The organism is Desulfuromusa kysingii (assembly GCF_900107645.1).
In the GTDB taxonomy this organism is placed as follows: Bacteria; Desulfobacterota; Desulfuromonadia; order Desulfuromonadales; family Geopsychrobacteraceae; genus Desulfuromusa; species Desulfuromusa kysingii.
The window spans coordinates 332,981-348,406 of sequence record NZ_FNQN01000001.1; the positions used below are offsets into that span (position 1 = coordinate 332,981).

General features: G+C 48.4%; 14 protein-coding genes. All 14 read right to left on the reverse strand.

What is annotated here, in order from left to right; genetic code table 11:
• Nucleotides 1–5: 5 nt before the first annotated feature.
• The 14 genes from dapA to BLU87_RS01710 all read right to left on the reverse strand — a co-directional run bounded on the left by dapA (nucleotide 6) and on the right by BLU87_RS01710 (nucleotide 15,404).
• Nucleotides 6–881, reverse strand: coding sequence for a 4-hydroxy-tetrahydrodipicolinate synthase (gene dapA / locus BLU87_RS01645; protein WP_092344187.1), 876 nt, complete (start codon nucleotides 879–881; stop codon nucleotides 6–8).
• A 229-nt stretch (nucleotides 882–1,110) separates the two neighbouring features.
• Nucleotides 1,111–2,484 (reverse strand): argininosuccinate lyase, encoded by a 1,374-nt coding sequence (gene argH, locus BLU87_RS01650; protein WP_092344188.1) that lies wholly within the window; start codon nucleotides 2,482–2,484, stop codon nucleotides 1,111–1,113.
• Between the two features lie 148 nt (nucleotides 2,485–2,632).
• Nucleotides 2,633–3,124 (reverse strand): NUDIX domain-containing protein, encoded by a 492-nt coding sequence (locus BLU87_RS01655; RefSeq protein ID WP_092344189.1) that lies wholly within the window; start codon nucleotides 3,122–3,124, stop codon nucleotides 2,633–2,635.
• Between the two features lie 67 nt (nucleotides 3,125–3,191).
• The gene (locus tag BLU87_RS01660) at nucleotides 3,192–4,412 is read right to left on the reverse strand and encodes an argininosuccinate synthase (protein ID WP_092344190.1); all 1,221 of its coding nucleotides are present in this window, start codon (nucleotides 4,410–4,412) and stop codon (nucleotides 3,192–3,194) included.
• A gap of 30 nt (nucleotides 4,413–4,442) precedes the next feature.
• Entirely contained in the window at nucleotides 4,443–5,069 is a 627-nt protein-coding gene (locus BLU87_RS01665; RefSeq protein ID WP_092344191.1) for an RDD family protein, read from the reverse strand.
• Between the two features lie 3 nt (nucleotides 5,070–5,072).
• Entirely contained in the window at nucleotides 5,073–5,984 is a 912-nt protein-coding gene (gene argF, locus BLU87_RS01670; protein WP_092344192.1) for an ornithine carbamoyltransferase, read from the reverse strand.
• Between the two features lie 87 nt (nucleotides 5,985–6,071).
• Nucleotides 6,072–7,265, reverse strand: coding sequence for an acetylornithine transaminase (locus BLU87_RS01675; protein ID WP_092344193.1), 1,194 nt, complete (start codon nucleotides 7,263–7,265; stop codon nucleotides 6,072–6,074).
• On the reverse strand, nucleotides 7,262–8,152 hold the full coding sequence (gene argB, locus BLU87_RS01680) for an acetylglutamate kinase (RefSeq protein WP_092344194.1): 891 nt from the start codon (nucleotides 8,150–8,152) through the stop codon (nucleotides 7,262–7,264). The genes BLU87_RS01675 and argB overlap by 4 nt, the downstream gene beginning before the upstream one ends.
• A gap of 90 nt (nucleotides 8,153–8,242) precedes the next feature.
• Nucleotides 8,243–9,571 (reverse strand): ATP-dependent protease ATPase subunit HslU, encoded by a 1,329-nt coding sequence (gene hslU / locus BLU87_RS01685; protein WP_092344195.1) that lies wholly within the window; start codon nucleotides 9,569–9,571, stop codon nucleotides 8,243–8,245.
• Nucleotides 9,568–10,098 (reverse strand): ATP-dependent protease subunit HslV, encoded by a 531-nt coding sequence (gene hslV / locus BLU87_RS01690; RefSeq protein WP_092344196.1) that lies wholly within the window; start codon nucleotides 10,096–10,098, stop codon nucleotides 9,568–9,570. Before hslV ends, hslU begins: the two co-directional genes overlap by 4 nt.
• A 134-nt stretch (nucleotides 10,099–10,232) precedes the next feature.
• Entirely contained in the window at nucleotides 10,233–11,345 is a 1,113-nt protein-coding gene (locus BLU87_RS01695) for a hybrid sensor histidine kinase/response regulator (RefSeq protein WP_092344197.1), read from the reverse strand.
• Nucleotides 11,346–11,459: 114 nt separating this feature from the next.
• On the reverse strand, nucleotides 11,460–14,099 hold the full coding sequence (gene alaS, locus BLU87_RS01700) for an alanine--tRNA ligase (protein ID WP_092344627.1): 2,640 nt from the start codon (nucleotides 14,097–14,099) through the stop codon (nucleotides 11,460–11,462).
• A gap of 239 nt (nucleotides 14,100–14,338) precedes the next feature.
• The gene (locus BLU87_RS01705) at nucleotides 14,339–14,866 is read right to left on the reverse strand and encodes a rhodanese-like domain-containing protein (RefSeq protein ID WP_092344198.1); all 528 of its coding nucleotides are present in this window, start codon (nucleotides 14,864–14,866) and stop codon (nucleotides 14,339–14,341) included.
• Between the two features lies 1 nt (nucleotide 14,867).
• Complete coding sequence (locus BLU87_RS01710; RefSeq protein ID WP_092344199.1) at nucleotides 14,868–15,404, reverse strand: MauE/DoxX family redox-associated membrane protein; 537 nt, start codon at nucleotides 15,402–15,404, stop codon at nucleotides 14,868–14,870.
• Nucleotides 15,405–15,426: the final 22 nt, after the last annotated feature.

Here is a 15,426-nt window from a genome sequence, read left to right on the forward strand (position 1 = left end):
CGTTGTTAGATTAGAGAGTGTTTTTTTAGTATGGTTTTCAATTGTTCCAGAGTATTCTCTTGCATCTCCACCAGTGGTAACCGCATATCGATGCGACATTTTCCCATCAGTGCCGAAGCGGTTTTAACCGGAACCGGATTCGATTCAAGGAACATGGACTGATGTACGTCGAGCAGTTGCAGGTGCAACTTACGGGCATCATCCCAGCGCATTTCCTGAACGGCCTGAACCATGGATTTCACCTCTTTGGGCATGATGTTCGCGGTGACTGAAATGACCCCTTTGGCACCGCAAGCCATCAACGGCAAGGTGAGGAAATCATCACCGGAGATAACATTAATCTTGTCCCCTGCACGAGCAATAATTTCGCTGGCTTGGATTACGTCTCCAGAAGCTTCTTTAATGGCGACAATATTGCTGATCTCTGCCAGTCGTATGGTGGTCTCTGCTGTCATATTGACGCCGGTCCGCCCCGGAACGTTGTATAATACCTGAGGGATGGCAACATTTTCAGCGAGGGCTTTGAAGTTTTGATAGAGCCCTTCCTGGGACGGTTTGTTGTAGTAGGGGGCGACCAGAAGGACACCGTCGGCACCCATCTCTTTAGCATGTTGAGAGATAGCAATTGCCTCAGCAGTTGCATTGGAGCCAGTGCCTGCAAGGATTGGAACCCGTTTGTTAACTTGTTCGATACAGGCTTTAATGACCTGATCATGTTCCGCATAGTCGAGGGTTGCAGATTCCCCAGTGGTGCCGCAGGGGACAATGACATCGGTGCCATTTTCAATTTGAAATTCAACCAGTTGGCGGTAGGTTTCTTCATCAAAATTGCCCTGGGCATCAAAAGGGGTAATGATCGCTACCATAGATCCTTGAAACATATTTTCCTCCAGACTAATATTGGACGGTTTTACCTGACCGTCATTCAGAACATCTTCGAGATTCGGTGGCTGTTTCGACATTCGTGTTATTTGAGAGTGTTGCGTCTATGGGGCGAACAGGCCCCTTTTTACCGCAGCCATTAAGCAACAGTATCGCTATAAGTAGAAACAGAAACTTCTGAGTTCGCATTGATGCTCTTCTTTATGATGATGTAAAAAAACGTTAAAATTAAGGATTTTGCAACCGTTTCAGTTCACGTTCAACCGCTTCCCGAGCTGTTCCCCCTGTCGCTTTTCGCGCATTGACGGAGGCTTCAAGGGTGACATAATCGTAAATATCCGCTGTAATCAAATCGGAAAAACTTTGAAATTCAGCTAAACTCAGCTCAGGAATATCTTTTCCAGTTTCAACACAATAGCGGACTGTTTTACCGACCACTTCATGGGCTTGACGGAATGGCAATCCCTTGCGGACACAGTAATCAGCAACATCTGTTGCCGTCGAGAAGCCTCGTGCTGCGGCAATCCTCATATTATCCCCTTTAACTTGCATTTCCACAACCATGTCAGCAAAAATTTTCAAGCTCCCTTTGATCGTATCGATGGTATCGAACAGAGGCTCTTTGTCTTCTTGCATATCCTTATTATAGGCCAGTGGTAATGATTTCATCAGTGTTAACAGGGCCATCAAGTTGCCATAAACGCGACCGGTTTTGCCGCGAACCAATTCCGGCACATCAGGATTTTTTTTCTGTGGCATGATGGAACTCCCAGTGCAGAAGGCATCTGAGAGTTCGATGAAATTGAAGTCGGCACTGGACCAGAGGATCAACTCTTCAGAGAGGCGGGAGAGGTGCATCATCAGGATACTGGCAAAGCTGCAGAATTCGATGGCGAAGTCCCGATCGGAAACACTGTCCAGGCTGTTTCTGGTGACACCATCAAAACCGAGGCGCTTGGCGGTCCACTCGCGATCAATAGGGAAGGTTGTCCCCGCCAGCGCACCAGCACCGAGAGGCATCAGGTTGAATCTCGCCCTTAAATCTCTCAAGCGGCTCCTATCACGACTGATCATTTCGCGGTAAGCGAGCATATGGTGGCTGTAAAGTACCGGTTGCGCCGTTTGTAGATGGGTGTAGCCAGGCATAATGATATCGAGATTGTTTTCTGCCTGTTGAATGAGGGCAGCCTCTAACTTTTTAAGATAGTCGAGAATGACATCGATTTCATCTCGCAAATAGAGGCGAATATCGACAGCGACCTGATCATTACGACTGCGACCCGTATGCAGTTTACCGCCGACTGGACCGATCCGTTCAATCAGTTGAGCTTCGATGTTCATGTGGATATCTTCCAGAGCGATGGAAAACTCCATTTTCCCAGATTCAATTTTATTGAGAATTTCATCCAGGCCGGAAATAATCTTTTGTGCATCTGCTTCTGAAATTATTTCTTGGCGACCGAGCATTTCTGCATGGGCTTTAGAGCCCTGGATGTCGTAGCTACCGAGGCGCTGTTCAAAACCGATTGACGCCGTAAATTCTTCAACAAATTTATCTGTAGGCTGGGTGAAACGTCCGCCCCAGAGCTTGTTGTTCATTATGCTTCTCCTTGAGAATTAAGGACCATGTTATTGCTGTAAACCTGTTTTTTAGCTCATCAGTCTGCTTTGAGGTCCGCTACCGTGAGCTTTTAGTGCTTTGTGCGTTATCTTCCGCAAGCGCCCCTTTATCCCGATGGGGACTTAACCCTCAGCGTAAGGCGGTAATATTGGGAATTTCGTTGTCGGCATCCTCTCCGGGATGTTCCAAATCCGCCCATGTCAATTTCGGGAACAGGCGTGCCAGAACCTGACGACAACCCGGTGGCACATTGAGGTCAGGAAGTTGGTGATCGGAAAACCAGACTGCCTCGCTGAGTTCACTGTAGTTGAGCTTCAGCTCAGAGCTTAACGCTATGGCTCGGTAGTAGAGGATGATGTAGTGGTCCTTTTTGTTGCCGATTGCCAGGTGTTCGTAGATGTCAACCAGCTTATCAATCTTCACTTTTAGACCAACTTCTTCTTCGACCTCACGAAGCAGAGCGCTTTCAATTGATTCGCCGTGGTCAATCTTCCCACCGGGCATAACCCATTGACCAAAGAAGGGGGGAATATTTCGACGTGTCAGTAAGATCCGATCTTTGTCATCCATAATACAGGCGACCACAGAAGTTTTGATTTGTCTTTGTAACGCTTGTCCCATGGTTATTTCCCGTTAAAACTCGGGGTGCTTTGCAATGCCAGCACCCCGAGTCAGTCGCACAGTTGGTTTATTTTTTAGCGGCCCGTTGCATTGCGGCAATTCTCAACCGCAGAGCATTAATTTTAATAAACCCTTCAGCATCGGCCTGATTGTAAACTTCATCGGCCTCAAAAGTGGCAAAATCGACATTGAACAGACTGTCGGTTGCTGAATCGCGTCCAACAACGCGGCAGTGACCTTTATAGAGCTTGATCCGGGCTTTACCGTTGACGGTTTTTTGGGTTTCGTCAATCAGCGCTTGCAGGGCTATCCGCTCAGGGGCAAACCAGTAACCATTATAGATCATTTCCGCATAGCGGGGGACTAAAGAATCTCGCAGATGCATGACTTCACGGTCCATGGTGATCGATTCTACCGCTCGATGAGCTTCCTCAAGAATGGTACCGCCTGGGGTTTCATAAACACCACGGCTCTTCATCCCGACATAGCGGTTTTCCATCAGGTCAACCCGCCCAATACCATGTTTGCCACCGAGTTGATTCAATTTAGCTAAAAGGTTGGCTGGCGAGAGACGTTCACCGTTAATGGCAACGGCATCCCCTTTTTCAAACTCAACCTCGATGTATTCCGGTTGATCGGGTGCATCTTCGGGGGCAACGGTGAGGGTGTACATCTCTTCTGGAGCCTCAGCCCAAGGATCTTCCAATGCGTATCCTTCAAAAGAGATATGGAGCAGGTTGCGATCTGAACTCCAAGGCACTTTTTTGTTGGTTGGAATCGGAATGGCATGTTTCTTTGCATAGGCTTCAAGGGCAGTACGGCTGTTGAGATCCCATTCCCGCCATGGCGCGATAACTTTGACCGCTGGGTTAAAATGGTAGTAGGACACTTCAAAGCGGACTTGATCGTTGCCTTTTCCGGTCGCCCCATGGGAGACAGCGTCAGCCCCTTCTTTTGCGGCAATTTCCATCTGTGCCTTGGAAATTAACGGTCTGGCAATGGAGGTGCCAAGGAAATAACGCCCTTCATAGATGGCATTAGCGCGGAACATCGGGAAAACAAAGTCACGGGTAAACTCTTCTTTTAAATCGAGGATATGGCAGGAGCTGGCCCCGGTTTTTTTCGCTTTCTCCGGGATGTGATCAAGCTCTTCCCCTTGGCCGAGGTCGGCAGAAAAGGCGACAACTTCGCATTGGTATTCTTCGACCAGCCATTTAAGGATAATCGATGTGTCTAGTCCACCGGAGTAGGCAAGAACGACTTTTTTGACATCTTCTTGTTTAGCCATTTTAATTTCTCCTGAGATTATGTAGTTCGATCAAAGTTTAATTACGTATGTATCAGCCATACGATCGTGTAATCCCTGTTTCTGTTCATCAAAGGCGACCATCAGGTAGCCAATTCCAAAAATTATACCCGAGATAAATTTTGCCGGAACTTCACGAAAAGCAGCACGAAGGTAGCTGATTTGTGAGCCGTCACGGCGAATAACCTTAATTCGTAAAGCCATTTTTCCGGGGGTTTGTCCGCAGGAGCCGGTGAAAATAATATAGTAAGCAAAGCTGAGGACAAAGCTAAACAGCTGAACCAAAGTAGCAATATTGACACTGGCCCCCTGGTAATTCGCAGCAATCCCGCCTGTAAAAGCCAAAAGGGCTCCAAATAAAAGCTGCAAGACCAAGACAATAAAGGCATCTATGGTCGTCGCGACCAGCCGCATCCAGAAACCTGCTTTTGGCAAAGCATCTATCTCTGCATGGGGAGAGATTGGTGCTCTGAGAACGTCAGTTTGTGAATCCTTTGCGGCGACTTTTGCCTGAGGTTCCGTGTCTGTGGGGTGCAGTGGAAAGCTTGTCTTGCACCTTGGACAGTACACCTGACGAGCATTTTCAGGCACCTGATCGACCACTTTATTGAAGCCACAATGTGGGCAGGTGATTTGCATAAATCAATGAGCCATTAACGTTGCCAGAATCGCTTTCTGTGCATGCAGGCGATTTTCAGCTTCGTTGAAAATAATTGACTGTGGTCCTTCCACGACTTCGTCAGTTATCTCTTCGTTGCGGTGTGCGGGTAAGCAATGCATGACCACAGCTTCAGGGTCGGCTAACTTCAGGATATCGGCGTTGATCTGAAAGCCGGTAAAGGCTTTAGCCCGCTTTTGTTGTTCGGATTCCTGTCCCATGCTGGCCCAGACGTCTGTATTCAAGACATCTGCACCTGCTGCGGCTTCGCGAGGGTCATTGGTCAATAAAATTTTAGCACCGGATTTTTTTGCCAGGGCGACAATCTCCTTATCTGGTTCGTAGCCTTTTGGGGAGGCAATGCGAAGCTCAAAACCGACGAGGGCGGCAGCGTTGATCCAACTGTTTGCCATGTTATTACCATCGCCGATCCAGCAATATTTCAAATTGCGATAGTCCTCTTTGTGCTCTGTGACGGTGAAGATATCAGCCACTAATTGGCAGGGGTGGTAGAGGTCACTGAGGCCATTGATAACAGGAACATAACTGTTCTGCGCGAACTCTTCCAGCGCTTGATGGGAGTAGGTTCGTGCCATGACACCATCACAATAGCCTGACATGACCCGGGCGGTATCCTTGATCGGTTCGCCACGCCCCATTTGAGTCGTTCCTGAATGGAGAAACAAGGCATGGCCTCCAAGTTGAAACATGCCGACTTCGAACGAGACCCGGGTCCGGGTTGAACTTTTTTCAAAGATCATACCCAGAGTCTGCCCCTTGAGGAGGGGGTGAGGTGTCCCTTCTTTTTGTTTCTGTTTCAGTTCTCTGGTCAGTGAGAAGATCGATTCCAGGTCTTCCAGGGTCCAATCAGAAAGGGCAAGAAAATCTTTATTCATGGGGTTAATCTCCTAAACTTTGTGGGTTGCCGCAAGAGGTCCGGTTTTGAACTCATCTCAGGCTGGATGTTTTTGAGTTTCAAGACCTTATAGCTCTTTTAAAATGCCATCCAGAATCTCGATCATTTGATCGATCTCATCTTGGGTTACGATCAATGGTGGCACAAAGCGTAGAACTTTTCCTGCCGTGCAATTAATCAGTAATCCCCGTTGAAGAGCCGTTTTAACAATTTCAGCCCCCTCAAAGGTTAATTCCATCCCTAAGATGAGGCCGCGGCCGCGGATATTTTTGATGAACGTATATTTGTTTTGTAACTGTTCCAATTGTGCCTTCAGATAGTTGCCCATAGCGACGCAATTATCGATGATATGATCTTCCAGCAGTACTTTCATTGCTGCGACACCAGCAGCGGTTAATAACGGGTTACCACCAAAGGTTGATCCGTGGGTCCCTGGACTGAGTGCTGTCGCATATTTTTCTCGGGCGATCATCGCGCCGATAGGGGGACCTGCTGCGAGAGCTTTGGCTAAGGTCATCACATCAGGCTCGACGTTGTCATGCTCATAGGCAAAGAGTTTCCCTGTCCGTCCGAGACCGACCTGGATTTCATCAAAGATCAGCAGCAGATTATGCTTATCACAGAGTTCCCGGGCGGCTTGAAGGTAGCCTTGTGGTGGGACATTTATCCCCCCTTCGCCCTGAATGGGTTCCATCATAATGGCACAGGTTTTAGGCCCAATCGCAGTTTTCAAGGCCGCGATATCTCCAAACGGGACATACTTGAATCCTGAGATCAGGGGAGCAAAACCCGACTGAATTCTGTCTTGCCCCGTGGCGCTGATGGTGGCAAGGGTCCGGCCATGAAATGAATCGATTGCCGTGATGATTTCAAACCGGTCGGTCCCATAAGTATCTGCGCTGTACTTACGGACCAGTTTCAGCGCCGCTTCATTAGCCTCAGCACCGGAATTGCAGAAGAACACCCGGTCACCGAATGAGTGTTCACAGAGGATTTCTGCCAACTCAATCTGTTGAGGAATGTGGTAATAGTTGGAACAATGTAGCAGTTTGGCCGCTTGTTCCTGCAGAGCAGCAACAACTTTAGGATGACAATGGCCAAGGCTGTTGACGGCGACCCCAGCAAGAAAATCGAGATACCTTTTGCCGTCAATATCGGTTAGCCAGCAGCCTTTCCCGCTTGCTGCAACCAGAGGAAAGCGTCCATAAGTGTTAGCGACATGGGCCAGACCCCGATCAATCCAGTTTTGAGACTTGTTCATTTTTTATACCTCGCGACAGCGGTGCCAATACCTTTGTCGGTAAACATTTCCAACAGACAAGCATGTTCCATCCGTCCATCAATAATATGGGTTTTTGCTACACCGGCATCAATGGCCTCGACGCAGCAGTTAACTTTAGGAATCATGCCGCCGGAGATGGTGCCATTGTTAATCAAATCCGGAACCCGTTGAACATCGATCGTAGAGATAAGTTTTCCTTGCTTATCTTTAACCCCTTCGATGTCAGTCAGCAAGATTAATTTTTCAGCTTTGAGAGCTCCGGCGATTTTTCCAGCAACAAGATCGGCGTTGATATTGAACGTTTCACCATTGAGGCCGCCACCGATAGGGGCGATGACCGGGATGAAATTATTCTCTTTCAATCCCTGGATAATGCTTGGATCAACCGATTCAACTTCGCCGACCATGCCGATATCGATGATTTCTGGCGTCAGGGTGTCTGGATTGATCGCCGTCATCTCCAGTTTTCTCGCCTTTAGCAGACCACCATCCTTGCCGGTTATCCCCACAGCATTGCCACCATGCAGGTTGATGTTCGTGACAATTTCCTTGTTCACTTTGCCGCCAAGGACCATTTCAACCACGTCCATGGTTTCACTGTCGGTGACCCGCATTCCTTGGATGAACTGGCTCTCGATGTGCATCGCTTCGAGAACTTTACCAATTTGTGGCCCACCGCCATGGACGACGACCGGATTCATACCAATATACTTCATCATAATAATATCGCGAGCAAACCCTTTTTTCAGATGCTCTTCAACCATAGCGTTACCACCGTATTTGATGACGATGGTTTTTCCATAGAAGCGTTTGATCCATGGCAGGGTTTCCATGAGGATATTGGCTTTTGCAATCAGTTCTTTCATTGTTCTGTTCCCGTCGGGGCAACTTTTGTCCTCGCCCTTAGCGCGTAATCGTTATCTGCGGTAAGGCAATCCAGAGTTGGCCTGATATGACTATAAAATGTAGCGTGACAAATCCTCATCCTGACTGATTTCGGAGAGCTTCTGTTGCACCTCTTTAGCGGTGACATTGACTTTATTCTCAGTCAGTTCCGGAGCCGTGAAAGAGAGTTCCTCCAGGAGCTTTTCAAGGATTGTGTGCAAGCGCCGGGCACCGATATTTTCGGTGCGATCATTAACCGTTTTGGCAATCTTGGCGATTTCACGGATCGCCTCGTCATCAAAATCCAACCGAATAGATTCAGTTTTCAGCAATTCTTTATACTGACGGATCAAAGCGTTTTTAGGCTCCGTAAGGATGCGATAGAAGTCATCTTCATTCAGACTCTGCAGTTCTACCCGAATGGGGAATCGTCCTTGCAACTCAGGGACTAGATCCGATGGCTTGGCGGTATGAAACGCCCCCGCAGCAATAAACAGGATATGATCCGTTTTGACAGAGCCATGTTTCGTACTGACAGTGCTCCCTTCGACGATGGGGAGGATGTCCCGCTGCACCCCTTCGCGAGAGACTTCGGGGCCATGGCCCCCTTCGCGGCTGGCAATTTTATCGATTTCATCAATAAAGATGATGCCGTTTTGCTCGGTGCGCTCACGCGCCAAAGTGGTCACATTTTCCATGTCAATCAGCTTTTCAGCTTCAGATTCAATCAACTGTTCACGTGCTTCACTGACTTTGATCCGTTTTCTTTTTGAACTTTTCGGGAAGAGATTACCGAACATCTCTTTGATGTTCATCCCCATTTCCTCGTTGCCCTGCGGAGTAAATACTCCCATCGCCGGCATGCTGCTCACTTCGATCTCCAGCTCAACAAAGCGTTCTTCCAGTTCCCCGAGGCGTAATAGCTTGCGCAGGCGATCACGGGTGTGTTGGCGTTGTTCCTGTTTGTCGGGAGAACGGTCAGTTTCACCTGGAAGGAGAAGATCCAACAGCTTCTCTTCGGCGTTGGCTTCCGCTTTGATCTTCATCTTTTGGGTCTCTTCTTCCTTGACCATATGGATGGAGAGCTCCAGCAAATCGCGCACCATGCTTTCAACGTCACGACCAACATAACCAACTTCGGTAAACTTGCTGGCTTCCACTTTGATAAATGGAGCCTGTGCCAGTTTAGCCAGACGCCGGGCTATTTCAGTTTTACCGACACCGGTAGGACCGATCATAATAATATTTTTAGGGGCAATCTCATCGCGTAACTCAGCTGGAACCTGTTGCCGACGCCAACGGTTTCTCAAGGCAACAGCAACGGCGCGCTTGGCGTCATTCTGGCCGATAATATAGCGATCAAGTTCGGAAACGATTTCTCTCGGGGTGAAATTATTCACTTAAGAACCTCAACGGAAATGATTTTGTTGGTGTAAATACAGATGTCGGCGGCAATGTTAAGAGCTTCTTTGGTGATCCTCTCTGCATCGAGGTCACTGTGGGCAATCATAGCCCGCGCTGCGGCCAGAGAAAAGCTCCCGCCGGAACCAATGGCGGCAACGCCATCATCGGGTTCAATGACATCTCCTGCTCCAGAAATAACCAGGCTGAGGTCTTTGTCAGCCACGATCAGCAGCGCTTCCAGACGCCGTAGCACCTTGTCACTACGCCAGTCTTTGGCGAGCTCAACGGCAGCGCGAGTGAGGTTGCCTTCAAATTCTTGGAGCTTAGCTTCAAATTTTTCAAACAGGGTGAATGCATCGGCGGTGCTGCCAGCAAAACCTGCTAACACCTGTCCTTGATATAGGCGGCGAATTTTTCGGGCATTATGCTTCATGACTGTATTGCCTAAACTGACCTGACCGTCGCCGGCCAAAGCGACCTGTGAGTTATGGCGAACACAGCAGATTGTTGTTCCTTTAAACATAGACAACTCCAATAAAATATAGGTCATCGTGCAACAGCAACAAATGATAACAAATAACATAAAAAGGGGCGGATAATAAAGATTTAAAGCGAAATATAACCGGGAAATTGTTGAGAAGTTCGGGGCTTTAAGCCCTATAGGGGAAACTCAATAGTTGCAGTGGCACCTTGACCTGGCTGACTTTCAACGTAGACTTGTCCTCCCATGCTTCTGATGAACTCACGGGCATAGTAGAGACCGAGACCAAAGCCGCGAACCTGACCGGTATGCTCGGGATCGATCTGGTAGAATTTATTGAAAATTTTTGCCAGTTCTTGCTGCGATATCCCTATCCCATCGTCTTTAATCAGCAAGGTTATCTGTTGCTGATCAACCTTTGCGGTGAGCTGGATTGCACCCCCTTTAGGGGTGAACTTGATGGCATTGTCAAGCAAGGCACGAATGGCAAAACTGATTCTTTGGGCGTTCAACATCAACGGTTTTTGTGCTAGATGTGGATCAATGTTGGTTTCAAGAGTCACACCGGAATGTAGTGCTGCTGTTTGCAAGGAGAGGGAGACGCGGTCAGCAAGAGCCCCAAGATCGACTGCTTCGAGGGTTGACGTTTCTTCAGTGAGGGTGGCTTCGCTAAAATAGAGGAGATCTTGAATCAGTTGTTCCAGGTGGGCGGTTTCTGCTTGAACCATGGTGATCATCTGCTGAAAGTTTTCATCTTCGGGGCTCTCAATCCCTTCAGCGATGTTTTGGATGAAGAGGGAGATGGCCGTCGCAGGAGTCTTTAATTTATGGGAGATGAGCCCCAGAAAATTATTTTTCAGTTGTTCCGTCCGTTTTAAATCGGCCAACTCTTGGCGGATCTTTTGTTTCTCAAAAACCTTTTCGACCGTAGTGCTGAGTTGCAGGATATTAATCGGTTTGTTGATAAAGTCATCAGCCCCCGCTTTTAAAGCCTGGAGGATCAAGTCCTGATCTGAATAGCCCGTCATTAAAATCACAGCCTGGTCAGGGTATTGCTCTTTAATGCTCTTTAATAGCCCCAAGCCATCCAGATTAGGCATTTTGACATCGCTAAGGACAATATCAACCTCTAAGGTTTTGAGGATTTTTTCGGCTTCTAGCCCGTCTTTCGCCTCCAACACATGATAATCGCTTAAAACATCGACACAGAGTTCGCGGATGATGGGTTCATCGTCGACGCACAGAAGTGATTTTTGTTGTGGTCGTTGATTGCGGTTTGCAAAAGTCATGCGTTTTAGCTCTCTCTATCCCCTCCCTTAACATGTGCCCTTGATAAATATAGCGTAGCAAGCAGAAATGTCTATCTTCTCACTGTTTATCGATGCAGAAAAAATCTTATTGCTCTATCCTAACATCTTCTTGAGTTGTTCTGGTGCGGCCTGTAAGAGCATCTCAATTTTATCAGTTTCTGACCCGCCTGCCTGGGCGAGTTCTGGACGACCTCCACCACGACCACCAACAATCTCTGCAAGAGGTTTAATCAAATCTCCTGCTTTGACTTGACCGATCAGATCCTTACTGACGGCGACTAGCAGGGAGACTTTACCAGCGGCTGCGGAGACCAGAACCAAAATGCCTGAGCCGAGTTTTTCCCGCAGCTGATCAGAAAATTCACGCAGGCCTTTACCATCTGTCTCCGGGATCTTGACCGCAAGTAATTTGAGACCTTCAACCTGTTGTACTTTATTGATCAATTCACCGCTACGGTCAGCGTTAGCCTTGGCATGGAGTTGCTCGATCTCTTTCTCCATCTCTTTTTGCTGTTCCAAAAGTTTCTGTACCCGCAGTTCGAGTTTTTGCGGATCACTTTTGACCAGCTCTGCGATACGGTGTAGGGACTGTTGTTGTTGTTGCACCTGTGCCAGTGCTGTTGCTCCGGTTGTTGCTTCAATCCGGCGCACTCCCGCTGCTATTCCACTTTCACTCAATATCCTGAACAGGCCGATATCGCCAGCAGCGCTGGCATGGGTTCCACCGCAAAGCTCCATGCTGTAGTTGCCAACGTTGATGACGCGCACGACATCACCATATTTCTCGCCAAAGAGAGCCATGGCCCCGGCTTCCTGTGCCGCTGTAGCGCTCATTTCACGACTTTCGACCTGAGCATTGGCGCGAATTTGTTGGTTGACTTCATCTTCAACCTTCTGCAATTCTTCGACCGATACCGGTGAAAAATGGGTGAAATCAAACCGGAGCCGTTCCGGGGTGACCAGCGATCCCGCTTGTTTAACATGCTGTCCTAACTGGTTCTGTAGTGCGGCTTGGAGCAAGTGTGTCGCGGTGTGGTTAAGGACGATCTGTTGTCGCCGTTCTGCGTTAACCTTAATGGTGGCCTTGTCCCCGGTCTTGATGGCTCCAGTGACCACCTCGCACCTATGGACATAGAGTTCAGGCAGCGGTTTTCTAGTTTCAATAATCCGCAAGGTTGCCTCAGGGGTGCTGATCTCTCCCGTATCCCCGACCTGCCCGCCGGATTCGCCGTAGCAAGGGGTTGTTGAGGAGATAACTTCGACCGTTTCACCACAGGCGGATTCGTTAACTACCTCTCCCTGATGGATCAAAGAGAGGATCTCCCCTTGATCTTCCAGCTTTGAATAGCCTGAGAATTGGGTTCGAATCCCTTGATCAACCAGCTGCTTGTAGATGGTTGAGACGGCCTCTTCACCAGAACCTTTCCAATGTTTTCGGGCTTTGGCCCGTTGCGCTTCCATACAGGCGGCAAAGCCTTCTTCATCGAGGGTGTAACCGTCTTTTTCAACAATATCAGCCGTCAGGTCAACTGGGAATCCGTAGGTGTCATAGAGCTTAAAGACGATTTCTCCGGGGATGATGCTCTGCTTTGCTGCTGATAACTGGGCAATTTCGTCCTGAAGTATCCGTAAGCCATTTCCAAGGGTCTGAATAAACCGTTCTTCTTCGTTTTGCACCACCTTAGCGACAAAATCTTTCCGCTTTGCCTCTTCCGGGTAAGCGACAGCCATCGAATCGAGAACATAAATGGCTGTTTTAAAGAGGATTGGATTTTCAAAACCGAGCATCTTGGCGTGACGCATGGCACGACGCATGATACGGCGGAGTACGTATCCGCGCCCTTCATTGGAGGGGAGGACGCCGTCGGCGATCAGATAAGCTGTGGCACGGCTATGGTCAGCCATAACCCGCATGGAGACGTCATCTTCCTCATTGTCCCCGTAGGTTTTGTGTGCCAGCTCTTCAATATAGGAGATGATGATGCGAAACAGGTCGGTATCATAGTTGGATTGTACTCCCTGCATCACCGTAGCAAGTCGCTCCAGACCCATGCCGGTATCAACAGCAGGGTTTGGTAGCGGAATCAGGGTGCCATCGGGTTGCCGGTCAAACTGCATGAAGACGTTATTCCAGATCTCCATGTAGCGATCGCAGTCACAACCAACGGTACAGGTGGGTGAACCGCAGCCCACTTCCGGGCCGTTGTCGTAGAAAATTTCTGAACAGGGGCCACAGGGGCCGGTATCACCCATGGACCAGAAGTTATCCTCTTCAAAGCGAAAGATCCGCTCCCGGGGGATTCCTTCCTGATGATGCCAGATGTTTGCAGCTTCATCGTCGTCGGTGTAGACCGAAACATAGAGACGGTCTTTATCCAGCTCCATCTCTTCGGTCAAAAATTTCCAAGCGTAGGCGATGGCCTCTTTTTTGAAATAATCACCAAAGGAGAAATTGCCGAGCATTTCGAAGAAAGTATGATGCCGGGCGGTCCGACCGACATTTTCCAGGTCGTTATGCTTGCCACCGGCACGCACACATTTTTGAGAGGTCACTGCCCGTGAATATGCACGTTTTTCATCACCGAGAAAACAGTCTTTAAATTGGTTCATCCCCGCATTGGTGAACAGCAGGGTCGGATCGTTGTGGGGAACCAGAGACGATGAAGAAACCGGGGTGTGGCCCCGATCTTTAAAATATTGAATAAAACGGGCACGTATTTCATTTCCAGAAATCATTTGTAGCAACCTTTCAGTATTAATGACCAAGGCACAGAGTGTTGGTAGAATATTTATGAGACTGGGATCTTAATCGAAGATGGGTGATTTGAAAAGAGTTTAAACTGAGGTTCGGGTTGGATGCCTGTTGTTGACTATGTTCTAGAAGCGAATGAAGCCGCAGTGATCTCTTGTTTAAAGAGAAACAGAGAGGAAACCGAAGCAAAAAGCTACAGTACCTCTCTGTTGTCTAAATCCTAATTTTTCTCTATCGGGTAGTCAGCCCCTTTCCAGGCAAACACACCGCCGGGATAACGATAGACATTGGTGTAGCCTAGTTTTTTCGCCCAGACGGCACCGTTATGGCTGCGGGTACATTTGACAAAGCCACAGTAGACGACGATCAGCTTGTCTTTGTCTGGTCCCAACAACGTTTCATAATCTTGAATCGATTGCCCTGCGGTTTCCTTTTCGTCCCAAGTGACCATGTCAGGGATGGGAAATAAAAACTGCTTTGCGCCGGGAACATGAGCTTTTTTATAGCTTTCCTCCAGAGGCATGGTGTCAATGATCAACATCTCTTTGCCATCGTCCTGCCATTTTTTCAGTTCAGCGGTGGTGACAATACCGTATTCTCCGCGTTGGACTTCGCGCAATAATTTGACCGCTTGTTGTTCCGCTTTAACTTCTTTTTCAAACTTGTTATCGAAGCTCAAAGCCGGTGAACTGAACAGGCAGAGAGCCCCTAGAAGACAAAGAGAAGTGATGAATCGGTTGCGCAGCATGTTAAACCTCCTTGGTTTGTGCTTGGTTGTCGCCATGTCCCCACCATGGGGACGGTGTCAGGCGGTTAGTGAAACGCCATAAGTACAGGTAGACAATGGCGAACATAAGTGAAAAATCGCGATACAGTGCCCCACGCAAATTGTGGAATGCTTCAGCTTCAGGGTCTTCTGGGCCGAAACAGCCACAATCTATGTCGAGCCCGAGAGTGATACCGTAGATTAAGATTCCCATAAAGAGAATCATCATCAGGGTTATTAAAGACAGGGATCCACGTTTGTCAAAAATCAGTCCAATAGCGGCAATAATCTCCAGAGAGATCAAGCTGATAGCAACAGGAAATATCAACACCTCAGGGAGTAACCCGTAGGCGCCGATAATTTCAGCAAATTGCAGCGGGTGGATCGCTTTGGAGATACCAGACCAGAGAAAGACAATGACCAGTACCAGCTTCAACAGGTGGTAGCACCATCGCCCTGGAGGGCTGGAGAGCCTGTTGGTTAATCTGTGAATTGCACCGTTATTGACTATCTGCGACATATCGATCACTTGTCTTTTGACA